A 22,678-nucleotide genomic window follows, 5' to 3' on the forward strand; every position below is an offset into this window, starting at 1 on the left:
AGTCTCAAACAGACCCCGAAAACGGGGCGTTGACGAGGCAGAGAGTGGCGGTATCTCATGACTGAGATGGTGTATGGCGCGGTCCAGGACCAGCGCGGCGAACCGATTCTACCGAAATGGTGGCGTACAATCGATCGCTGGACGATGTCCTGCGTTCTGATCCTGTTTGCCATCGGTCTGTTGCTGGGGCTGGCGTCTTCGCCTCCGCTGGCCGGGCGAAACGGGTTCGATCCGTTCCATTATGTCGAACGTCAGGCCATCTTCGGCGGATTGGCGCTGATTGCGATGCTGCTGACCTCGATGATGTCGCCGACGCTGGTGCGGCGGCTGGCGGTGCTGGGCTTTCTGGGGGCATTCGTGGCGCTGGTTTTCCTGCCCGTGTTCGGAACTGATTTTGGCAAGGGCGCGGTGCGCTGGTACTCGCTGGGGTTTGCCTCGCTTCAACCGTCCGAGTTTCTGAAACCCGGCTTCGTCGTCGTCGCTGCATGGCTGCTGGCTGCCTCACAAGAGATAAACGGCCCGCCGGGGCGAATCTGGTCGTTTGCCCTGTGCATGGCGATAGTCGGCATGCTGGTGATGCAGCCTGATTTCGGCCAGGCCTGCCTGATCCTGTTCGGCTGGGGGGTGATGTACTTTGTCGCCGGGGCGCCGATGCTGCTGCTGGTCGGAATGGCCGGGTTTGTTGTTCTGGGCGGTATGTTCGCCTATTCCAATTCTGAACATTTTGCCCGCCGTATCGATGGCTTTCTGAATCAAGAGGTCGATCCGACCACGCAGCTGGGCTATGCCACCAACGCCATTCGTGAAGGTGGTTTGTTCGGTGTCGGCGTGGGTGAGGGGCAGGTCAAATGGTCTCTGCCGGATGCGCATACCGATTTCATCATTGCCGTCGCGGCCGAGGAATACGGCCTGATTCTGGTGCTCATCATCATCGCGCTTTATTCGTTGATCGTGGTGCGCTCGCTGCTGCGCCTGATGCGGGAACGCGACATGTTCATCCGTCTGGCGGGCACCGGTCTGGCGTGCATGTTCGGCGTGCAGGCGATGATCAACATGGGTGTTGCGGTACGTCTGCTGCCCGCGAAGGGCATGACGCTGCCTTTTGTCAGCTATGGCGGCTCATCGCTGATTGCAGGCGGTATTGCGGTCGGAATGCTGCTGGCCTTCACCCGTAACCGCCCACAGGGCGAACTTGGCGATATTCTGCGCGGACGAGGATAATGGGGACTCCATACCTGTTGATTGCGGCTGGTGGGACCGGGGGCCACATGTTCCCGGCTCAGGCGCTGGCCGAGGCGATGCTGAACAAGGGCTGGCGTGTGCGGCTGTCTACCGATCCGCGCGGCGCCCGTTATACCGGAGGTTTCCCGCATTCGACCGAGATTGTCGAGGCATCCTCGGCCACTTTCGCGCGTGGCGGTCTGGCGGCCAAGGCCATGGCCGGCCCCAAGATCGCCGGCGGCGTGGCTGGCATGGTATTCCAGATGATGCGGGACAAGCCCGATGTTGTTGTGGGCTTCGGCGGGTATCCTTCGATCCCGGCGCTGAGCGCGGCGACCATGCTCAAAGTCCCGCGCATGATCCACGAACAGAACGGAGTGTTGGGACGTGTGAACCAGGTGTTCGCCACCCGTGTCGCGCAGGTGGCCTGCGGTGTCTGGCCCACGGACCTGCCCGAAGGCGCACATGGCATCCACACTGGCAACCCGGTCCGGTCCGCCGTTCTGGACCGCGCCGCAGCCGGTTACATTCCGCCCGGTGATTACCCGATGTCGGTCCTTGTCATGGGCGGGTCGCAAGGTGCCCGCATCCTCAGCGATGTTGTGCCCGGAGCCATCGCCGCACTGCCCGAAGACATCCGCAATCACATCCGCGTCTCGCATCAGGCGCGGGACGAGGACGGCGAGCGCGTCACAGCCTTCTACAACGAACACGGCATTCGCGCCGATGTGCAGCCCTTCTTCGACGATGTCCCCCGTCGCATGTCGGATGCCCAGCTGGTGATCTCACGGTCTGGCGCGTCCAGCGTTGCCGATATCTCGGTCATCGGGCGCCCGTCGATCCTGATCCCCTTTGCCGCCGCCGCCGGAGATCATCAGACGGCGAACGCACGTGGGTTGGTGCAGGCGGGCGGGGCCATCATGATCCCGGAAAAGGCACTTGACGTTCCTGCGCTGACACAGCAAATCACCACGGTTCTCACGAACCCCAAAGCCGCACAGAAAATGGCCCATGCCGCCTTGTCCGTCGGGGCACCTGACGCCACCGAGCGTCTGACGGCCCTCGTCGAGCAATTGGCGCAGAAGGAGACCGCATGAACCCAGCAACCAAACTGCCGCAGGACGTAGGGCCGATTCACTTCGTGGGGATCGGCGGGATCGGGATGTCAGGTATCGCCGAGGTGCTGCTCAATCTGGGGTACCGGGTGCAGGGTTCGGACCTCAAGGCATCGAAGATCACCGACCGGCTGGCAAGTCTGGGGGCCGAGATCTTTGTCGGTCAACGCGCCGAAAACCTTGAAAACGCGGCCGTTGTGGTTGTTTCGACCGCGATCAAACCGGGCAATCCGGAACTGGACGAAGCGCGGGCACAGGGCCTGCCTGTTGTCCGCCGGGCTGACATGCTGGCCGAACTGATGCGGCTGAAATCCAACATCGCCATTGCCGGGACCCACGGCAAGACCACCACGACCACCATGATGGCCGAACTGATGGTGGCAGGGGATTTTGACCCGACCGTGATCAATGGCGGCATCATCCATGCCTATGGCTCGAATGCCCGTATGGGACAGGGCGAATGGATGGTGGTCGAGGCCGACGAATCCGACGGCTCGTTCAACCGCCTGCCCGCGACCATCGCCATCGTCACCAATATCGACCCCGAGCATATGGAGCATTGGGGCGATTTCGACAAGCTGCGCGCGGGCTTCCATGAATTCGTCTCGAACATCCCCTTCTACGGGCTGGCCGTGTGCTGCACCGACCATGCCGAGGTGCAGGCTCTGGTGGGCCGCATCACCGACCGCCGCGTGCGCACCTATGGCTTCAACGCGCAGGCCGACGTGCGGGCCGAGAACCTGACCTACAAAGGCGGCGTCGCGCATTTCGATATCCACCTGCAATACGAAGACAAGGTGATCGAAGGCTGCACCCTGCCGATGCCCGGAGACCATAATGTCTCGAACGCACTGTCCGCCGTGGCCGTTGCCCGCCATCTGGGCATGAAAGCCTCGGAAATCCGCGACGCGCTGGCCAATTTCGGCGGCGTCAACCGTCGCTTCACCAAGGTCGGGGAAGTCGACGGCGTCACCATCATCGACGATTACGGCCACCACCCGGTCGAGATTGCCGCTGTTCTGAAAGCCGCGCGCCAGGCGACCGAAGGCCGCGTGATCGCGGTGCACCAACCGCACCGCTATTCGCGCCTGTCCAACCTGTTCGACGATTTCTGCACCTGTTTCAACGACGCCGATGTCGTGGCCATTGCCGACATTTTTGCCGCCGGCGAAGACCCGATCGAAGGCGCATCGCGTGATGATCTGGTGCAGGGCCTGATCCGTCACGGCCACCGCCACGCCCGCGCGCTGCTGGACGAGGCCGATCTGGAACGGCTCGTGCTGGAACAGGCCCGCCCGGGCGATATGGTTGTCTGTCTCGGGGCTGGCACGATCAGCGCCTGGGCCAACGGCCTGCCCGAGAGACTGCAACGAAAACAAGCTGTTTGACGCCCCTTCTGTTTGGCGCACAACCTGAAAGTGTGGTAACCTGCCCGCAACCGTCGCATACCCTCGGAGGGGACAAGTGGACTATTCGATGATCCTTGCCGCCCTTTGGGTGATCTGCGCCACGATCGTGGCGTTCTTGCCGATGCGAATGCAGTTTCCGCCCGGCGTGACCCTGCTGATCTGCGCTCCGGTTCTGATCGTCTGGCTGGGATATGACCACGGTTGGTTCTGGTCCGTTTTTGCCTTTGGCGGTTTCGTTTCGATGTTCCGCAACCCGATCCGGTTCTATTGGCGGAAATGGGTGCGAGGGGAGGTCATGGAATGAACTGGTCCATCGCCCTTGCCGGTCTGTGGGGCGTTTCCGCGAATCTGCTGGCAATGATCCCGAGCAAAGACAACCATTGGACGCGCGCCTATATCCTGATCGCCGTGGGCATTCCGATTCTGGGGTATGTCACCTATCAGAACGGCCCGTGGATCGGCTTGCTGGTGCTGGCCATGGGGATGTCTGTGCTGCGCTGGCCCGTCATTTATCTGACCCGTTGGACAAAGACGAAAATGCAGGGCATGAAGGCGGCTGACAAATAACCGGCCAGTTTCAGGAGATCCGCCATGGCGTCGGTCGCTACATTTGCCTATCTGCCGCTTCTTTCCTTCCTTATCGGGGCCACTGCCGGTTTCACGGCGGGCCGCTGGTTGGGCCTGCGCGGCCTGTTATGGGTGATCGGTCTGGCCTCGGCCGTCGGCTTGGCGTTGATCGTGGTGCTGGCCGGTATCGGAACCGGCGAAGAAGAACAGGCGTTCGGCCCGCTGGTCTGGCTGACCGCCGGCGTTCTTCCCTTTCTGTTCGCCGCGATCATGGGCGGTGTGGGCGGACGCAGCCTGGCGGTGCGTGCTGACGCATGACAACGTTTCCCGTTCCGAAAGGCCGCCTGTCGCGCGCGCGGCCTCTCTCTGACCTCACTTGGCTTCGCGTTGGCGGCCCGGCCGATTACCTGTTCCAGCCTGCCGATATCGAAGACCTGCAAGCGTTCCTGCGGGAACTGCCCGCAGAAACCCCGATCTTTCCGATCGGTGTCGGTTCGAACCTGATTGTTCGGGATGGGGGTCTGCGGGCCGTTGTGATCCGGTTGGGGCGCGGGTTCAACACGATCTCGGTTGACGGCAATACGGTTACGGCAGGGGCTGCGGCGCTGGATGCGCATGTGGCGCGCAAGGCGGCGGACGCGGGCGTAGACCTGACCTTTCTGCGTACCATTCCCGGCTCGATCGGCGGTGCGGTGCGCATGAATGCGGGCTGTTATGGCAGTTACACGGCGGACGTGTTGCGCAAGGCCACCATTGTCACCCGGCAAGGGGATCTTGTGGAATTGACGCCCGAAGACTTGAACTTTCGCTATCGCCAGACGGACCTGCCGGAAGGCGCGGTGCTGATTTCGGCTGTGTTCGAGGGCCCTTCGGGCAATCCCCAAGACCTCCATGCCCGGATGGCGGCGCAGTTGAAAAAACGCGACGAAACCCAGCCCACCAAGGACCGCAGCGCGGGGTCGACCTTCCGCAATCCAGCCGGGTTTTCCTCGACCGGACAGGCGGATGACGTGCATGATCTCAAGGCGTGGAAGGTGATCGACGATGCGGGGATGCGCGGTGCGACGCTTGGCGGCGCGCAGATGAGCCCGAAACACTCGAATTTCCTGATCAATACCGGTTCAGCCACCGCTGCCGACCTCGAAGGCCTTGGCGAAGAGGTGCGAAAAAAGGTTTACGAAACAAGCGGCATCACGCTAGAGTGGGAAATCATGCGGGTCGGAGATCCGGTGAAAGAATAAAGCCCGGACCGTCAGACCAAAACAGGCAAAATCAGGCGACGGATCAAAGGCATAAACACAGTACGGACCACCATATAAGGTCCGGGGACATTGAGGCGCACGTTGGGTATGTCGAGCAGGACAAACCCCAAAGTGGCGGTATTGATGGGTGGCCCCTCGGCGGAACGCGAGGTGTCTCTCAGCTCTGGGCGCGAATGCGCAGCCGCCCTTGTGGGAGAAGGCTTTGAAGTGGTCGAACTGGACGCAGGTCCCGACCTCTGCGCGCGCCTTGCGGACATCAAGCCGGATGTGGTTTTCAACGCCCTGCATGGCCGCTGGGGCGAAGATGGCTGTGTGCAGGGCCTGCTGGAATGGATGCGCATTCCCTACACGCATTCCGGCGTGTTGGCCTCGGCGCTGGCAATGGACAAACAACGCAGCAAGGACGTCTATCAGGCCGAAGGTCTGCCTGTCGTTCCAAGCGTGATCGTTCCCAGGCTTGAGGTGATCGAAGCCCACGTGATGGAGCCGCCCTATGTGGCCAAGCCAAACAACGAAGGCTCCAGCGTCGGGATTTACATCGTCCACGAAAATGCCAATGGCCCGCCGCAGCTGTCCGAAGACATGCCTGATCAGATCATGGTCGAGAAATATGTCGCGGGGCGCGAACTGACCGTAACGGTGATGGGCGACCGCGCCCTGACCGTGACCGAGATCATGACCGATGGCGGTTGGTATGACTACGATGCCAAATACAAACCCGGCGGGTCATGGCACGTTCTGCCTGCCGATGTGCCACCGGACATCTTTGATCGCTGCATGGATTATGCCGTGCGCGCGCATGTTGTGTTGGGGTGCAGAGGCGTCAGCCGCACCGATTTCCGCTGGGATGACCGCTTGGGTGCCGATGGGCTGTTCCTGCTTGAGACGAACACCCAGCCCGGCATGACGCCCACATCTCTGGCCCCGGAGCAGGCCGCCCATCTGGACATGACATTCGGCCAACTTTGCGCCTGGATGGTGGAGGACGCCTCATGCGACCGCTGACCGCCAGCCGCGCGTTGGAAATCCATCGAACCAAACCTGTTGCAGGGCCGGATGCGGATTTCGCTTCGGCCGACACGGACTCGCACGAGGCCGAACCGCTTCTGCGCCTGCGTGGCGCGCGGGTGTTTTCCCGCACGGCCCGCCGCAGCGACCCGGCGCCGTCGCGCCTCAGCTACCGGCTCCAGCGCTGGATGCTGACGCCGGGCATTCGCCTTGGTGTCAAGGTCGGCCTGCCGATCTGCGCCATCGCTGCCGCAGTTGGCATCTTCTTTGCCTCGCAGGACCGGCGCGACGCACTGGCCGCTTACATCGCCGATGTGCGCACTTCGATTCAGGAGCGCCCCGAATTCATGGTCAACCTGATGGCCATCGATGGGGCGGGAACCGGCCTGTCCGAGGATATCCGCGAAATCGTGCCGCTGGATTTCCCGATCAGTTCCTGGGATCTGGATGTTGAACAGATCCGCGACACGATAACCGGGCTGGACCCGGTAAAATCCGCAACCGTCAGAATCCGCCCCGGAGGCATCCTGCAAGTCGATGTCGTCGAGCGTCAGCCAGTAATTGTCTGGCGAACGCATGACGGGCTCGAACTGCTCGATGAGACAGGCGCGCATGTCAAGGAAGCTGCCTCTCGCAAGGACCACGCCGATCTGCCGCTGATCGCGGGGGCGGGCGCCAACGATCACGTGGGTGAAGCGCTGGAACTTCTTCAGACCTCGCGCAGCCTGGGCAATCGCGTGCGCGGCTTGGTGCGCGTGGGAGAGCGACGCTGGGATCTGGTGCTGGACCGCGGTCAGCGCATCATGCTGCCGACCGAACGGCCGGTGCGGGCGCTGGAACGCGTGCTTGCCGTGAACGAGGTGCAGGACCTTCTGGAACGTGACGTGGCCGTGGTCGACATGCGCCTCGGGCAGCGTCCGACCATCCGAATGACCAAAGCCGCCAGCGAAGACTGGTGGAACACAAAAGTGACAGTGAGTAACGGGCAGTAACGACCATGATGACCGATCTTTATCAGTCCCAACGCGCCATGCGTCAGATGCGGCGGCAGGCTTTGCAACGCGGTGTGATTGCGATTCTGGATGTGGGCAGTTCGAAAATCGCCTGTCTTGTGCTGCGCTTTGACGGAACAGGTCGGCTGAGCGAGGACAACACCATCGGCTCCATGGCGGGGCAGACGGGCTTTCGCGTCATCGGCGCCGCGACCACCCGGTCGCGGGGCGTCCAGTTCGGCGAAGTCACCGCCATGCAGGAAACCGAGCGTGCCATCCGCACCGCGCTTCAGGCCGCACAAAAGATGGCCGATATCCGCGTCGACCATGTGATCGCCTGTTTCTCGGGCGCGAACCCGCGCTCTTACGGGTTGGATGCACAAGTCGATCTGGACGGTCAGATCGTGACCGAGGCCGAAGTGGGCCGCGTTCTGAACGCCTGCGACGTGCCGGATTATGGAGACGGGCGCGAAGTGCTGCATGCTCAACCGGTGAATTTCGCGCTCGACAACCGTTCGGGCCTGATCGACCCGCGCGGGCAGATGGGTCAGAGCCTTGCAGTCGACATGCATATGCTGACCGTGGATTCGTCAGCGATCCAGAACATCGTGCGCTGTATCAAGCGCTGCGATCTTGAACTCGCGGGTATTGCCAACTCGGCCTATGTCTCGGGCATCTCGGCTCTGGTCGAAGACGAGCAGGAACTGGGCGCGGCCTGTATCGACATGGGCGGCGGCACCACGAGCGTTTCGATCTTCATGAAGAAGCACATGATCTATGCTGATTGCGTGCGCATGGGCGGCGATCACGTGACCGCCGATATCTCGATGGGTCTGGGTGTGCCTGCCGCCGTGGCGGAACGGATCAAGACATTCAATGGTGGCGTTCATGCCACCGGCGCCGACGACAGGGATATGATTGATATCGGTGGTGACACCGGCGACTGGGAACACGACCGCCGCACCGTCAGCCGCGCCGAGCTGATCGGCATCATGCGCCCGCGTGTCGAGGAAATTCTTGAAGAGGTCCGCGTCCGGCTTGACGCCGCCGGGTTTGAACACATGCCAAGCCAGCAGATCGTACTGACCGGCGGCGGCAGCCAGATCATGGGGCTGGACGGGCTGGCCACCCGCATTCTGGGCCAGCGCGTGCGCCTTGGCCGCCCCTTGCGCGTGCATGGCCTGCCGCAGTCAGCCACCGGGCCCGGGTTCTCATCCGCTGTCGGCCTCAGCCTGTTTGCGGCCCATCCACAGGACGAATGGTGGGATTTTGAAATCCCGGTCGACACCTACGCCGCGCGCCCGTTCAAGCGCGCCGTGCGGTGGTTCCGTGACAATTGGTAGGCACCTGCGCGGGGTTGCGCTGGGCGCGGCCCTGCTGCCTTGCTGGGCATCGGCCCAGACCATGATCACGCCCGAGGCGTTTCTGGATGCGGCTGTCGGCAAAACCCTCACGTTCTATGAAATTCGCAGCGGCGGTCTGGTCGGAACGGAACAGTTCCTGAACCGAAGAGTATCGGTCTGGCGCGAAGAGGGGCAGGGCTGTGTCTACGGGCAGATCACGACGCCAAACGGTCAGTTGTGTTTTCTGTACGACAATGACCCGGACGGCATTCCGGTCTGCTGGTGGCCGTTTTTGCACGAAGGCCACCTTATGGTGCGGCTTGCCTCTTTCGTCGATGGGGAAATCCAGGAAGTGCGCTCCATGACCGAGCGCGGCCTGAACTGCCCAGGTGCTCCGCTCAGCTAAAGAAACCGGTTGCAGCGTGTCGATTTATCCCTCAAGATATCCACAAGGCCCGAAAGAGGCCTCGCGGCAGGACCTGAGCAGTTTTCCGCAGTGTAGATGACAGTTGATCAGAGCGCGATGAACGAATGTGTCCTCGCGTTCATGCCGGTTGTCTAGTGATGGTCGCCGTTGTTTCCGCTATATCTGGCATGACCTGCGAAATGCCGCCGGTTTCTGCCTTATTTCCTCCATATTTTGTGGGAAAACGCGATTTTTGACGTGACCTTTTGGCATCAGGCCGCTAGAATCGAACAAGGATAGGTAAGAAAAACACCGCTTTGGCGGAACATAAATACAGGCGGACAGAGCATGACATTGAATCTTTCGATGCCCGGGCACGACGAACTGAAGCCTCGGATTACAGTATTTGGCGTTGGCGGTGCAGGCGGGAACGCCGTCAACAACATGATTGAAAAACAGTTGGACGGCGTTGATTTCGTGGTCGCCAACACCGACGCGCAGGCACTGCAACAAAGCCAGTCTTCGGCGCGGGTGCAACTGGGCGTGAAGGTCACCGAAGGTTTGGGGGCAGGGGCCCGCCCGACCGTCGGCGCGGCCGCCGCCGAGGAAAGCATCGAACAGATCGTGGACCACCTTGCCGGCGCGCATATGTGCTTCATCACCGCCGGTATGGGCGGCGGTACCGGAACGGGCGCTGCTCCGATCATCGCGCAGGCCGCCCGCGAACTGGGTGTTCTGACCGTCGGTGTCGTCACCAAGCCCTTCCAGTTCGAAGGCGCCAAGCGGATGCGTCAGGCCGAAGACGGCGTTGAGGCATTGCAGCAGGTTGTCGACACGCTGATCATCATCCCGAACCAGAACCTGTTCCGCCTGGCCAATGAAAAGACCACCTTTACCGAGGCGTTCTCGATGGCTGACGACGTTCTGTATCAGGGCGTCAAAGGCGTGACCGACCTGATGGTGCGCCCCGGCCTGATCAACCTCGACTTTGCCGACGTTCGCGCCGTGATGGACGAGATGGGCAAGGCAATGATGGGTACCGGCGAGGCAACAGGTGAAGACCGCGCCATCCAGGCGGCGGAAAAGGCTATTGCAAACCCGCTGTTGGACGAAATCAGCCTCAAGGGCGCCAAGGGCGTGCTGATCAACATCACCGGGTCGCACGACCTGACCCTGTTCGAACTGGACGAAGCCGCAAACCGCATCCGCGAGGAAGTGGACCCCGAGGCCAATATCATCGTCGGCTCGACGCTGGATACCGCCATGGAAGGCGGAATGCGCGTGTCGGTTGTCGCGACCGGCATCGACGCCAGCGAAAAAACGACCGAAGTCCCGGTGGCCCGCCGTTCGATGTCAGAACCGCTGACCCGCACGGTTTCGGCTGAAGAGCATATTCAGGAAGAAACCCGGGTAGCTGCCGACGCAGCAGAGCCCGCCCCGCAACCGGAAGAAAACCGCGAACCTTCGCTGTTCGAAGCCGCTGAAGAGCCGGCGCAACCGCAATTCCAGCCGCGCGACGAGCGTGACGATGACGGCTTGCCGCCACCCGCTTATCAACCGCGTGTGGCCGAGTTCGAACCGCAACCCGAGCATGTTGAACCCGCGCCCGAGGCATTCGTGGCGCCGCGCGGACATGCCGCCGGCACCCCGTCGCCCGAAGCATTGCAGCGTTTGCAGGCCGCTGTGCAGAAGGTTCCGTCGGCGCAGCAGCGTCCGGCAGCGCCCCGTCAACCCGAAGCGGTTTCGCAGCCGGAACCCGAGGAACGGTCGCGTTTTGGCTTCAATCGTCTGATCGATCGGATGACCGGTCATGCCTCGGATACACCGGCCCAACCGCCGCGGCAGCAGCCCGTTTTGCGACAGTCCGAGGCGACCGCGCCGATTCAGGAGGAGGCCGATCCGGATCAGGACCGTATCGAAATTCCGGCCTTCCTGCGCCGTCAAGCCAACTGATCGCGGTAACAAAATCCACTCAAGGGGCTGCCATTTGGCGGCCCTTAATCGTTTATTTACAGTATCTTGCAGGCATGTAAGCAGGGTTTTGCCGATCTGTTACATACATGTTTCAATCGGTTGCAAAGAGTGAGTTGAGCCTTGACGCGGGCTTCCTTAACTGGGTGTCCAACACGGCCCAAGCAGGCTGGACACCACTCACCGAGGCCCATTTTGCAACATACGCTCAAATCTCCGGTCACGTTTACAGGCGTCGGGCTGCACAGCGGCAAGCCGGCGACCATGGTCCTGAAACCGGCGGCAGCGGGTCACGGCATCTGGTTCAAGCGGACGGATATTCAACTGGGCGATGCGATGATTCCGGCGCTCTACCATGTGGTCGAACGGACCCCGCTTTGTACGCGACTGGTGAATGATGCCGGCGTTTCGGTTTCCACCGTCGAACATATCATGGCTGCTCTTGCCGGGTGTGGCGTGCACAACGCGCTCATCGAGATCGACGGTCCCGAAGTTCCGATCATGGACGGGTCCTCGATTGACTTCGTGCGTGGCATCATGGCCAGGGGCGTGCGCCGTCAGGCCAGCCCGGTATTGGCCTATGAGGTTCTGAAAACCGTCACCGCATCCCGTGAAGGGGCCAGCGCCAGCATAGCACCCGCTGACGGGCTGATCATCGACTTCCACATCGATTTCGAAGACAGTGCCATCGGCAGCCAGAGCAAGACGCTGGACATGCGCAACGGTTCCTTCGCGCGTGAACTCAGCGATTGTCGCACGTTCTGCCGTCGCACGGATGTCGAGGCGATGCGCCGAAACGGGTTGGCTTTGGGCGGCACGCTTGAAAATGCCGTGGTCGTTCAGGGCGTCGAAGTTCTGACACCGGGCGGTTTCCGCCGGGTCGACGAGGCGGTGCGCCACAAGATGCTGGACGCCCTGGGTGATCTCTATCTGGCTGGTGGGCCGATCTTGGGTCACTTCACCGGAAACAAGTCGGGTCATTCGCTGACCAACACATTGCTGCGCAACCTGTTCGAAACGCCGGGCGCCGTGCGTCCGGTGCTGTGTACGCCTGAACAGGCCGCGCGCCTGCCGGGGCAGGGGCTTGTCGTCAACGAAATCCCCGAAGTGGCCTGATCAGATCAACTCTGACGACATTTGCACCAGAAGTCGCATAAGGCGTTTTGCACCGGAATTTTCTGTGCTAGACCATGGCTCAAATCGGGGCAAACCCCATTAAGCAAGACGACAAGGATGGGCGGTATGGTTGGCAGCAAAGCGGCAGTCAGATTCGCGGGTGCGATTCTTCTGGCAGCAGTTTTGACGGCATGCGGCAACGCCGGCGGCCTTTTTGGTCGCAAGGGTGCGGACCGTGAACAGAACCTGGAAGGGTTTACGCCGGAACAGATATATACCCGTGGTGAATACGAACTGTCGCAGAATCGCTCGGACGACGCGGCGTGGTATTTCTCGGAAGTCGAACGTCTGTATCCGTATTCCGACTGGGCCAAGCGTGCGCTGATCATGCAGGCGTTTTCGTTCCATTCGGACCAGAATTACGAAGAAAGCCGTGCGGCGGCGCAGCGTTATATCGACTTCTATCCGACGGATGAAGATGCGGCTTATGCGCAGTATCTGCTGGCGCTCAGCTATTACGACCAGATTGACGAAGTCGGGCGCGACCAGGGCCTGACCTTCCAGGCGCTGCAATCTCTGCGGACCGTGATCGAGGTCTATCCAGACAGCGAATACGCCACATCGGCGGTTCTGAAATTCGATCTGGCCTTCGACCATCTGGCGGGCAAGGAAATGGAGATCGGGCGCTATTACCTGCGTCAGGATCACTATATCGCGGCGATCAACCGGTTCCGTGTTGTGGTCGAAGACTTTCAGACCACATCCCACACCGCCGAGGCATTGTATCGTCTGGTCGAGGCCTATCTGTCGCTTGGCCTGCTGGACGAGGCGCAGACCGCAGGTGCCATTCTTGGTTACAACTACCAGTCCTCGGAATGGTATGACGATGCGTACAAACTGTTGACCTCTCGCGGGCTTGATCTCAAGAGCCGCGGTAACAACTGGCTCAGCACGATTTATCGTCAGACCATCAAAGGTGAATGGTTGTAATCGCGATGGCCTCGGGTCCGGGACGCTGAAGACCTCATGCTGCGCGCCCTTGATATCCGCGATATGCTGATCATCGACCGGCTGGAACTGGGCTTTCAGCCGGGCTTGAACGCCTTGACCGGCGAAACCGGTGCGGGCAAATCGATTTTATTGGACTCACTGGGTTTCGTGCTTGGCTGGCGCGGTCGGGCCGAACTGGTGCGGCAGGGTGCCGCGCAGGGTGAGGTCGTCGCCGAGTTCGAGCTTTCTGCCGATCATCCCGCACATGCGGTTTTGGCCGAAGCCGGTTTGCCGGGGGGGCAAGAACTGATCCTGCGCCGCGTCAACACGGCCGAGGGGCGCAAGACCGCCTGGGTCAATGATCGCCGGTGCTCGGGCGAAGTTCTGCGGGCGCTGTCCGAGACCCTGATAGAACTGCACGGACAGCATGATGACCGCGGTTTGCTGAATCCGCGTGGTCATCGGGCGATGCTGGACGAATTTGCACAGGTCTCGGAGCAGCTGTCAAACGTGCGAACCGCCTGGGTCGCGATGTCCCGTACCCGCAAGGCGCTGGCCGAGACCGAGGCCGCTCTGGCTGCCGTCCGCAGCGAGGAAGAATTCCTGCGCCACGCGGTCGCCGAGCTTGACCAGCTTGACCCGCAACCCGGTGAGGATGCCGAACTGGATGCCCGCCGCCGCATGATGCAAGGGGCCGAGCGGATTCGCGACGATGTTGCGCGAGCCTTTGCCCTGTTGTCCGGGGACGGGGCGGAAGGGGCCATGTCCGACGCCATCCGCTGGCTGGAAGGTGTCTCGGACAATGCGGGCGGCCAGTTGGAAGAACCGATTGCAGCGCTCGGGCGCGCGATGATCGAATTGGGCGAGGCGCAGGATGGCGTGAATGCCTGCCTTCAGGCGCTGGACTTCAATCCGGCAGAATTGGAACAGGCCGAGGAACGCCTGTTTGCCATCCGGGCGCAGGCCCGCAAACATGACGTGGCCCCGGATGATCTGGGTTCGTTTGCCGACACTCTGCGTGACCGGTTGAACCGGTTGGAGGCAGGAGATGCCGACCTGGCAGACAGGCGCGCAGCCGTAGAAGCGGCGCAACAGGCCTATGACGCCGCCGCCGCCGACCTCAGCGCCGCGCGCAAGGCGGCCGCCGGGCGGCTTGACGCGGCCGTCATGGCGGAACTGGCCCCGCTCAAGATGGAACGTGCCGTGTTTCAGACCGAAATCACCCCGGCTGAACCCGGCCCCGAAGGCACCGACGCAGTGGCCTTTACCGTGGCCACCAACCCCGGTGCGCCGGCGGGGCCGTTGAACAAGATCGCCTCGGGGGGTGAACTCAGCCGCTTCCTGCTGGCCCTCAAGGTCTGCCTGTCTGGCGACGACGGTGCCCGGACGATGATCTTTGACGAGATCGATCGCGGTGTCGGTGGGGCAACCGCTGATGCGGTCGGGCGCAGGCTGGCGTCGCTGGCGCAGGGCGGGCAGGTTCTGGTTGTCACACACTCTCCGCAAGTCGCCGCGCGGGCGGCGCATCACTGGCGGGTGCAGAAGCAGGTCACCGACGGACTAACCCTGTCCACCGTCATTCCTCTGGCCGAACCGGATCGGGTGGACGAGATCGCGCGCATGGTGGCCGGCGATACCATCACCGAAGAAGCCCGTGCCGCCGCCCGGGCTCTGTTGCAGGCCTGATGGGGCGATGGCGTGAATTGGTGCTCACACTGTCGCTATCTCACTTTTATATGGACGCTCCGTGGCTTACTAAGGGTTAAGTGATGATCCCCGAGGGCCAATGACCCAATCGACCCGCACCGTTCTGCGCAACCAGTTCAATCAGGCTCTGGCCGCGATCAAGGATGCGTGGCGGGTCATGCTGCGCCGGGGGCCAAGCCAGATCCAGTTCTGGTTCATTGCACTGGCCATCGGGATCGCGGCGGGTTTCATGGCGCTTGGCTTCCGCAAGGCCATCCGTGCGTTGCAGGCCTATCTTTACGATACCGATGACATCCTGCTGCTGCACAGCCACGCCGAGAAACTGCCTTGGTTCATGGTTCTGATCATTCCCATCATCGGCGGTTTGATCGTCGGTGTGATCCTGAACCGGTTCACCAATGACGGCCGCGTCCGGTCGGTTGCCGACGTGATCGAAGGTTCGGCCATCACTGACGGGCGGGTCGAGGTCAAGGCGGGCATCGCGTCGTTTTTCGCCTCGCTGATCACGCTCAGTTCGGGCGGGTCAACGGGGCGCGAAGGCCCGGTGGTGCATATGGCCGGGGTCATTTCCACATGGGTCAGCAACCGCATACATGCGGATGGGATCACGGGCCGTGACCTGCTGGGCTGCGCCGTCGCTGCGGCCGTGTCGGCCAGCTTCAACGCCCCCATTGCCGGGGCATTGTTCGCGCTCGAGGTCGTACTGCGCCACTTCGCCGTTCACGCCTTTGCACCCATCGTCATCGCCTCGGTCGCGGGAACGGTGATCAACCGGCTGGAATATGGCGACGTTACCGAGTTCACGCTCGAGACGCCGGGATCGCTGCAATTCTATGTCGAACTTCCGGCCTTCCTGATCCTGGGCCTGATCTGCGGACTTGTCGCGTTGCTGCTGATGCGGTCGATCTTCTTTGCCGAGGATATCGGCAGCCATATCCAGAACCGTCTGTCAATTCCGGGCTGGCTGCGCCCTGCGGTGTCCGGGGCGATGCTGGGGCTGATGGCGATCTGGTTTCCGCATATCATCGGCGTGGGGTACGAGACGACGATTCGCGCCCTGACCGGTGATCTGGTGCTGACCACGGCCATCCTGTTTGCGGTGACCAAAACGGTTGCGGTGGCGATTACCATGGGCGGGCGCATGGGTGGCGGTGTTTTCTCGCCTTCTCTGATGGTCGGCGCGCTGACCGGGCTGGCCTTCGGTCTGATCGCCACCGGGTTGCTGCCGGATGTGTCGGGCACGCACACGCTTTATGCCTTTGCCGGTATGGGTGCCGTGGCTGCGGCGGTGCTGGGGGCGCCCATCTCGACCACTCTGATCGTTTTTGAACTGACCGGCGACTGGCAGATCGGTCTTGCGGTTATGGTCAGTGTGTCCATGTCCACTGCGCTGGCCTCGCGCCTGGTGGACAGGTCGTTCTTCCTGACCCAGCTGGAACGACGCGATGTCCACCTGGCCGCGGGGCCGCAGGCGTATCTGCTGGCAATGCTTCGCGCCGGTGCCGTGATGCGCCCGCTTGGGGATCCGCGGTCGATCACGAAGGAAGAGGCACAGGGGCTGATCGACCAGGGCCTGTGCATTCAGGCCAGCGCCACGCTGGAAGCCGCCATGCCCTACTTTGATCGTGACGACATCCCCTGCATTCCGGTTATCATTCTGGAAAAAGACGGATCCGAAACACCGGTTGGCGCGCTCTATCACGTCGATGCGCTCAAGGCGTATAACAGGGCGCTTGCGGCCACGGCTGCCGAAGAGCATTCCTGAGTTTCACTCACCATACACGCTGGCTGCGTCGCCCAGATAATTGTCCCACGCAAACCAGTACGATATATGCCCGGCGACCCGAGGCAAACGCGTGCCATCCGGCCCGATCAAAGCCTCTTCCGTGACGGTCCACCCATTCCCCGCGCTATCCTGCAATCCGTCTTGCGTCGCCCGGAACACATGAGATTTTCGTTCATAGGCCCGCACGCTGCGCTCTTTGGGATCGCCAATCAGAACCAGAGGTGTCTGGCCGATTGCATCGTTGATCACCGGTTTGCCCTTGAACACATCCAGAGGCCAGGCGCGGGCGGCACCAAACTGGCGCACGGCAAAGATGTAATCCTTCTGCCGATGCCGGGACTGATCCACAGTGGCCGGGAACATCAGCTCGCTCGAGGCGAAATAGTCGCGATAAACCACCCCTGATCCGTAATTGCGCCGATGCCCGGTGTTCAGCGACAGAACACGGGTTTTGGGATGCGAGGTCCTCCAGCTGTCCCATGTCGTGATCACAACCGGGCGCTGTTTCAACGTGGTGCCGCTGTTGGCCAAAGGCCCGACCACAGGCTTGCCGGTATACTGGTTCCACAGCGAATGCGTTTCGCGGTCAAACATCAGCTTGTTCGAGCGATAGAGGAAACCTGACGACCCGAAAATGAACGGCTTTCGCCGCCCCGCCACCTGAGTTTCAAACAGGATGCCCGACCCGCAAAGCGTGCAATAGGCCAGCGCCACGGGCACGCCTCCGATCACCTCGTTGAACATCTCGTGCCATCCCATGATCCGAAGGGGATAGGCGCGCTCATCGCCGTTGATGGCGACGCCGAACACCAGATCATCGCCCTTCAGATACCCCGCATTCGAAGCCGAGATCAGGGTTGGGTTGTCCAGCGACGGAATGCCATCCTTGTACACACCGCCCCAGGCGATCTCTTCCAGGCGGATCTTCATCCTGCCGCGTTGCAGATACTCAGACCGCAGGAACAGATCGAAATTCGGGTCGATCCCCAACAGAACTTCGCGCTTGAACGGGATCAGCGAAGGATGAGGGACAATCTGCGGGTTTCGTTCCTGCCACAGCATCCACGCGAACCAGTCGTTGCCATGACGCTGCCCGGTCAGGGCCTCCATCACCTCGACAATCTCATCCCGCCGCCTGTCGGCATAGCGCATCGCGGTCAGCAACCCGGCCACAACATCCGGCTGGCCGCGGTCCTTCAGATACGCCATCTGCGCCTCAAACGCGGTCCGACGCCCGTTCAGCGTGCTGCGCAACGCCTCCAGAACCGGATCCTGCTGCGCCCAAAGCGCGTCGGGTGCCATTGCACCAGCCCCGATCATCCCAGCAAAACCGCGACGTGACATCGCCATGGAAGCCTCCGGTGTTACCCCGGAGCAAGTGTGCCGCAAATACCGCTCACGTGCATGCCACAGCTGCGTGAGGTGGGCGCTGGGGCTGGCGTTAAATCTGCTCCACCTTTACCGACTCGACCGGATAAAATGCCAGATGGTCCCTGATCTCGGCCACCGCCTGAATCGGATCCTCATAGCTCCAGACCGCATTGGCGGTCACGGATGACTTGTTGACGATGGAAAAATGCGTCGCGTCGCCCTTGCCGGGGCAGTGGGTCACCTTGTCGGTCCGATCCAGAAACGCCATCGCAATATCGTTGCGCGGAAAATAGATCACGGGATCCTTGTCGCCTTCAAGCAGTTCCAGCGCGTTGTTCGTTTCGCCCAGGATCGCACCGCCCGAGCGGACAGTCCATTTGCCCGGCGCTTTCCGGATCGTGATCTCAGCCATTCCATTTCCTTCCGTCGTCGTATCAGGGCCACCCCTCTGCCTGTTCTATGTAACAGACCAGTGTCAGACCGGAGCAGTTGCGGCATCCAACCACAGTTGCGCGTCATGTCCCAGCCTTGGGCGGATTTTTTCCGCAACGTCGCGGTGATAGGCATTCAGCCAGTCGCGTTCGTCGGTCGTCAACATATCGACCATGATCAGCCTGCGGTCAATCGGCACAAAGGTCAGGGTACGCCAGTTCAACATTGCGCGTTCGGCGTCGCCAGAGGGCAGGGCGGGCGCCTCTTCGACCACCACAAGGTTCTCGATGCGGATGCCAAATGCGCCTTCCCGATAATACCCGGGTTCGTTTGACAGGATCATGCCGGGTTGCAGCGGTACATGGCTGACTTTCGACAGCCGCTGCGGCCCTTCATGCACGCTCAGATAGGCGCCGACCCCATGTCCGACCCCATGGTTGAAATCCTGTCCCGCGGACCACAGCGGCACACGGGCCACACATTCGATATCCCGCCCGGCAAGGCCGGCAGGCCAGCGCAGCATCGACATGGCAATCATGCCCTTCAGCACCCGGGTAAAGCAGGTTTTTTCCTCGGCTCCGACGTCACCGATGGCGATGGTTCGCGTGATGTCGGTGGTGCCGTCCAGATACTGCCCGCCACTGTCCAGCACCAGCATATGTCCGTTTTCCAACCGGCTGTCAGTCTCTTCCGTCACGCGGTAATGCATGATCGCGCCGTTCGGACCCGTGCCTGCAATGGTATCGAACGAGATGTCCTGAAGCGCATTGTCCTTGCGCCGGTTTTCCTCCAACCGGGTGACAACCTGTGTTTCGGTCACGCTGCCCGGGGCCTGTTGGTCCAGCCAGCACAACGTCTCGGTGACCGCCACCGCATCGCGCAAATGCGCCTCGGCGCTGCCCGCGATTTCAGCCGGATTCTTGCAGGCTTTGGGCAGGGCGCAGGGATCACCGCCATCCGTCATCGCATCCCCCAGCGCATCCGCCACGATCTGAGGCACCGAAGCGGCATCCACCTGCACCGGACCGGCCAGAGCCGCAACCGCATCCAGAAAATCGCCCACAGCGCGCAAAGTCACCTGAGAACCCAGATGATCCCGCACCCCGGCCAGTTTCTCTGCCGCCATGAACAGATCGACCTGACCTCCTGCATGAAGAATGGCAAAGCCGTGGGCCACCGGATTATAGGCGATATCCGACCCACGGATATTCAACAGCCACATGATCGAATCCGGCAGGGTGATCACCGCTGCCGTGTGCCCGGCCCGCCTAAGGTCTTCGGCCAGACGGGCGATCTTGCTGTCCGCACCTTCCCCGGCAAACTCGATCGGATGGGCCTTGACCGGGTTCATCGGTGGGGCCGGCTGATCTGGCCAGATCCGGTCCACAAGGTTTTCGCATCTCACCAGTTTGATGCCCGATCCATCCAGATCACTCAATGTGCCGGAAATCTGCCCCGCCGCATGCAGCCACGGATCAAAACCGATCTTGCCGCCGTTGGGCAACTGCTGTTTCAGCCAGGCGCTCAGGCTTACCTCGGGCCAGGGGACCGGGGTGAAATCTTCGGCAACCTGTGCCTTGACCTGGGTGCGATACCGCCCGTCGATGAAAACCCCGGCCACGTCGCGCAGGGCGGCGCAAAACCCGGCCGAGCCCGTGAACCCGGTCAGCCAGGCCAGACGTTCATCGCGCGCCGCGACATACTCTCCCTGATGCGCATCCGCCCGCGGGATCAGAAACCCGTCCAGCCCTTCTTGCACCATCTGTTCGCGCAAGGCGGCCAGCCGCGGTGGCCCCTGTTCCGGGCGGGCGGTCACTTCGAAGGATTGGAACATGGGCGGCCTCATTCACAGCATTCGTGCGTGACCCTGAGGCGCATTTCAAAAAATGTCCAGGCGGGAACACCCCGCCTGAACAGGCCGATGATCAGCAACGAAAAACGCGTCTCCCTCGGGGAAATTGGCCCGCTGGGCAGAAGATCAGCCTCAGCCGGCCTTTCTCATCCCCATGACCCGCGCCCGCGCCCGCGGGTCGCTGTCAAACAGAGCTGCCAGTTGTTCGGTCATCGCGCCGGCCAGTTGCTCTACGTCGGTAATCGTCACCGCCCGGTCGTAATACCGGGTCACGTCATGGCCGATCCCGATGGCCAAGAGTTCGACCATCTTGCGCTTTTCGACCATCGCGATCACGTCACGCAGGTGTTTTTCCAGATAGTTGGCCGGGTTCACGCTCAGTGTCGAATCATCGACCGGCGCACCGTCCGAGATCACCATCAGGATCTTGCGTTGCTCGCGCCGTGCCAGCATCCGGCGATGTGCCCATTCCAGGGCTTCACCATCGATGTTTTCCTTCAGCAGGCCCTCTTTCATCATCAGCCCCAGATTGGGCCGCGCACGACGCCAAGGGGCGTCCGCGCCCTTGTAGATGATGTGGCGCAGGTCGTTCAGACGGCCCGGCTGCTGCGGGCGGCCATCGTTCAGCCATGCCTCACGTGCCTGACCGCCTTTCCACGCCCGTGTGGTAAAGCCCAGAATTTCGACCTTTACGTTGCACCGCTCCAGCGTCCGCGCCAGAACATCCGCGCAAATGGCCGCGATCGAAATCGGCCGACCCCGCATCGACCCCGAATTGTCCAGCAGCAGCGTCACCACCGTGTCGCGGAACTCGGTGTCTTTTTCGACCTTGAAACTCAGCGGAGTGGTGGGGTTCGCGACCACACGTGCCAATCGGCCCGCGTCCAGAATGCCTTCCTCGCGGTCGAACTCCCAGCTGCGGTTCTGCTGCGCCTGCAAGCGGCGTTGCAGCTTGTTGGCCAGACGCGATACCGCCCCTTTCAAGGGCTCCAGCTGCTGATCCAGATAGGCCCGCAGACGTTCCAGCTCGGCCGGTTCCGCCAGATCCTCGGCGGCGATCTCTTCGTCATGGGTGTCCAGATAGACCTTGTAATCCGGATCCGCTTCGGATGCGGGCGGCGGGGCAGGCGGCTCCAGCGGCGCCTCGCCATCCGGCATCTCAGCCTCGTCGCCCATCTCATCTTCGGCCATTTCGTCCATCGAGACCTGGGCCTGAGACTGATCCTGCTGCTCTTCCTGCGTCTGCTCAGGTGTTGCGTCCGCGTCCTGTTCGTCCTGATCATCCTGACCGGTGCTGTCGGGATCGGGCTGTTCCTCCGCGTCTTCCTCGGCCTGGTCTTCCTGTTCGTCGTCCAGCTCGTCCGGGTCTTCCCCAAGCTGGTCGCCATATCCCAGATCCTTGATCACCTGACGGGCGAATTTGGCAAACTCCGCCTGATCCGAGAGGATTTCGTCCAGATTTTCCAGCGTTCCGCCAGCTTGCTCTTCGATGAACCCACGCCACAGGTTCATGATATTATCAGCGGCAGAGGGCAGATCACGCCCGGTGGCCAGATGTCGGATCAGGTACCCTGCTGCAACCGACAGAGGTGCATCGGCGGGTTGCTTGCACTGATCATAGCCCCGCCGGATCGCTTCATGCCCGATCTTGACGTCAATATTGCTGGCGGTGCCCGGCATGTCCCGCGCGCCCATCGCTTCGCAACGGGCGGTCTCCATCGCTTCGTACAGATCCCGCGCCATATCACCCGGTGGCGCATAGCGCGCATGGGTCGCGTCGTCATGATACTTGCGCTGCAATGCCAAGGCATCCGCCGTGCCACGCGCCAACAGCACTTCTTCGCGCGTCATCCGGCGCGAGACCTGTGGCAGCCGCATCGACTCGCCCGACATGCCCGAAGGGTCGACCGTATAAGTCACCGACAGCTCGGGATCATCGGCCATGACCTTGGTTGCTTCGGCCAGGGCCTTCTTGAACGGATCAGCAGGGTTGTCGTTCTTCTGTGCCATGTCCTTAAGCCCTCATCAAAATGACCTGCCCGGCGTTGAAAACTGTAACGGATCCGACTTCATCTGGCCAAAAATATCCCCGCCGGAGGCATTGCGCCCGGAACGGGCGCAATTCGGGTG

General features: G+C 61.8%; 20 protein-coding genes. 16 read left to right on the forward strand and 4 right to left on the reverse strand.

The genetic code is table 11. The annotated features are described in order from the left end of the window. Positions 1 to 57: 57 nt before the first annotated feature. The 16 genes from ftsW (at position 58) to ACR0DJ_RS03740 (ending at position 16,872) form a co-directional block, all read left to right on the forward strand. Positions 58 to 1,221 carry a putative lipid II flippase FtsW gene (gene ftsW / locus ACR0DJ_RS03665; RefSeq protein ID WP_170343712.1) on the forward strand — a complete coding sequence of 388 codons (1,164 nt, stop codon included), beginning with the start codon at positions 58 to 60 and terminating at the stop codon, positions 1,219 to 1,221. Next, positions 1,221 to 2,318 (forward strand): UDP-N-acetylglucosamine--N-acetylmuramyl-(pentapeptide) pyrophosphoryl-undecaprenol N-acetylglucosamine transferase, encoded by a 1,098-nt coding sequence (locus ACR0DJ_RS03670; protein ID WP_480683912.1) that lies wholly within the window; start codon positions 1,221 to 1,223, stop codon positions 2,316 to 2,318. The genes ftsW and ACR0DJ_RS03670 overlap by 1 nt, the downstream gene beginning before the upstream one ends. Next, positions 2,315 to 3,724, forward strand: a complete 1,410-nt coding sequence (murC, locus tag ACR0DJ_RS03675; protein WP_170343714.1) for a UDP-N-acetylmuramate--L-alanine ligase — start codon at positions 2,315 to 2,317, stop codon at positions 3,722 to 3,724. The genes ACR0DJ_RS03670 and murC overlap by 4 nt, the downstream gene beginning before the upstream one ends. Before the next feature lie 76 nt (positions 3,725 to 3,800). Further along, positions 3,801 to 4,049, forward strand: a complete 249-nt coding sequence (locus ACR0DJ_RS03680) for a DUF2484 family protein (RefSeq protein ID WP_170343715.1) — start codon at positions 3,801 to 3,803, stop codon at positions 4,047 to 4,049. Continuing rightward, entirely contained in the window at positions 4,046 to 4,312 is a 267-nt protein-coding gene (locus tag ACR0DJ_RS03685) for a DUF2484 family protein (protein ID WP_170343716.1), read from the forward strand. Before ACR0DJ_RS03680 ends, ACR0DJ_RS03685 begins: the two co-directional genes overlap by 4 nt. 24 nt (positions 4,313 to 4,336) lie before the next feature. Then, complete coding sequence (locus tag ACR0DJ_RS03690) at positions 4,337 to 4,630, forward strand: hypothetical protein (protein ID WP_480683914.1); 294 nt, start codon at positions 4,337 to 4,339, stop codon at positions 4,628 to 4,630. Continuing rightward, a complete protein-coding gene (gene murB / locus ACR0DJ_RS03695; protein WP_480683915.1) occupies positions 4,627 to 5,553 on the forward strand; it encodes a UDP-N-acetylmuramate dehydrogenase in 927 nt (308 codons plus the stop codon). The genes ACR0DJ_RS03690 and murB overlap by 4 nt, the downstream gene beginning before the upstream one ends. 102 nt (positions 5,554 to 5,655) lie before the next feature. Further along, positions 5,656 to 6,579 (forward strand): D-alanine--D-alanine ligase, encoded by a 924-nt coding sequence (locus ACR0DJ_RS03700; RefSeq protein WP_480683916.1) that lies wholly within the window; start codon positions 5,656 to 5,658, stop codon positions 6,577 to 6,579. Further along, complete coding sequence (locus ACR0DJ_RS03705; protein ID WP_480683917.1) at positions 6,567 to 7,574, forward strand: cell division protein FtsQ/DivIB; 1,008 nt, start codon at positions 6,567 to 6,569, stop codon at positions 7,572 to 7,574. Before ACR0DJ_RS03700 ends, ACR0DJ_RS03705 begins: the two co-directional genes overlap by 13 nt. 8 nt (positions 7,575 to 7,582) lie before the next feature. Then, positions 7,583 to 8,917, forward strand: coding sequence for a cell division protein FtsA (gene ftsA, locus ACR0DJ_RS03710; RefSeq protein WP_170344711.1), 1,335 nt, complete (start codon positions 7,583 to 7,585; stop codon positions 8,915 to 8,917). After that, a complete protein-coding gene (locus ACR0DJ_RS03715; protein ID WP_480683918.1) occupies positions 8,904 to 9,323 on the forward strand; it encodes a hypothetical protein in 420 nt (139 codons plus the stop codon). Before ftsA ends, ACR0DJ_RS03715 begins: the two co-directional genes overlap by 14 nt. Positions 9,324 to 9,671: 348 nt before the next feature. Next, positions 9,672 to 11,276, forward strand: coding sequence for a cell division protein FtsZ (gene ftsZ, locus ACR0DJ_RS03720; protein WP_170343722.1), 1,605 nt, complete (start codon positions 9,672 to 9,674; stop codon positions 11,274 to 11,276). Between the two features lie 213 nt (positions 11,277 to 11,489). Next, positions 11,490 to 12,410: a UDP-3-O-acyl-N-acetylglucosamine deacetylase gene (lpxC, locus tag ACR0DJ_RS03725; RefSeq protein ID WP_170343723.1), complete on the forward strand. Its 921-nt coding sequence runs from the start codon at positions 11,490 to 11,492 to the stop codon at positions 12,408 to 12,410. A 126-nt stretch (positions 12,411 to 12,536) separates the two neighbouring features. Beyond that, on the forward strand, positions 12,537 to 13,400 hold the full coding sequence (locus ACR0DJ_RS03730) for an outer membrane protein assembly factor BamD (protein WP_170343724.1): 864 nt from the start codon (positions 12,537 to 12,539) through the stop codon (positions 13,398 to 13,400). 36 nt (positions 13,401 to 13,436) lie between these two features. Further along, on the forward strand, positions 13,437 to 15,086 hold the full coding sequence (gene recN, locus ACR0DJ_RS03735) for a DNA repair protein RecN (RefSeq protein ID WP_480683920.1): 1,650 nt from the start codon (positions 13,437 to 13,439) through the stop codon (positions 15,084 to 15,086). A gap of 100 nt (positions 15,087 to 15,186) precedes the next feature. Beyond that, the gene (locus ACR0DJ_RS03740) at positions 15,187 to 16,872 is read left to right on the forward strand and encodes a chloride channel protein (RefSeq protein WP_170343726.1); all 1,686 of its coding nucleotides are present in this window, start codon (positions 15,187 to 15,189) and stop codon (positions 16,870 to 16,872) included. Positions 16,873 to 16,875: 3 nt separating this feature from the next. Here the strand turns inward: ACR0DJ_RS03740 and ACR0DJ_RS03745 are convergent, their stop codons facing one another. From ACR0DJ_RS03745 to cobT, 4 genes are all read right to left on the reverse strand, one after another. Continuing rightward, positions 16,876 to 18,243, reverse strand: a complete 1,368-nt coding sequence (locus tag ACR0DJ_RS03745) for a DUF3179 domain-containing protein (RefSeq protein ID WP_480683921.1) — start codon at positions 18,241 to 18,243, stop codon at positions 16,876 to 16,878. Between the two features lie 91 nt (positions 18,244 to 18,334). Continuing rightward, complete coding sequence (locus ACR0DJ_RS03750) at positions 18,335 to 18,676, reverse strand: DUF427 domain-containing protein (protein ID WP_257599073.1); 342 nt, start codon at positions 18,674 to 18,676, stop codon at positions 18,335 to 18,337. A 63-nt stretch (positions 18,677 to 18,739) separates the two neighbouring features. Next, the gene (locus ACR0DJ_RS03755) at positions 18,740 to 20,530 is read right to left on the reverse strand and encodes an aminopeptidase P family protein (RefSeq protein ID WP_480683922.1); all 1,791 of its coding nucleotides are present in this window, start codon (positions 20,528 to 20,530) and stop codon (positions 18,740 to 18,742) included. A gap of 150 nt (positions 20,531 to 20,680) precedes the next feature. Further along, on the reverse strand, positions 20,681 to 22,558 hold the full coding sequence (gene cobT, locus ACR0DJ_RS03760) for a cobaltochelatase subunit CobT (protein WP_425078597.1): 1,878 nt from the start codon (positions 22,556 to 22,558) through the stop codon (positions 20,681 to 20,683). Positions 22,559 to 22,678 lie beyond the last annotated feature (120 nt).

The sequence above is a fragment of the Ruegeria sp. BF10 genome, assembly GCF_056538725.1.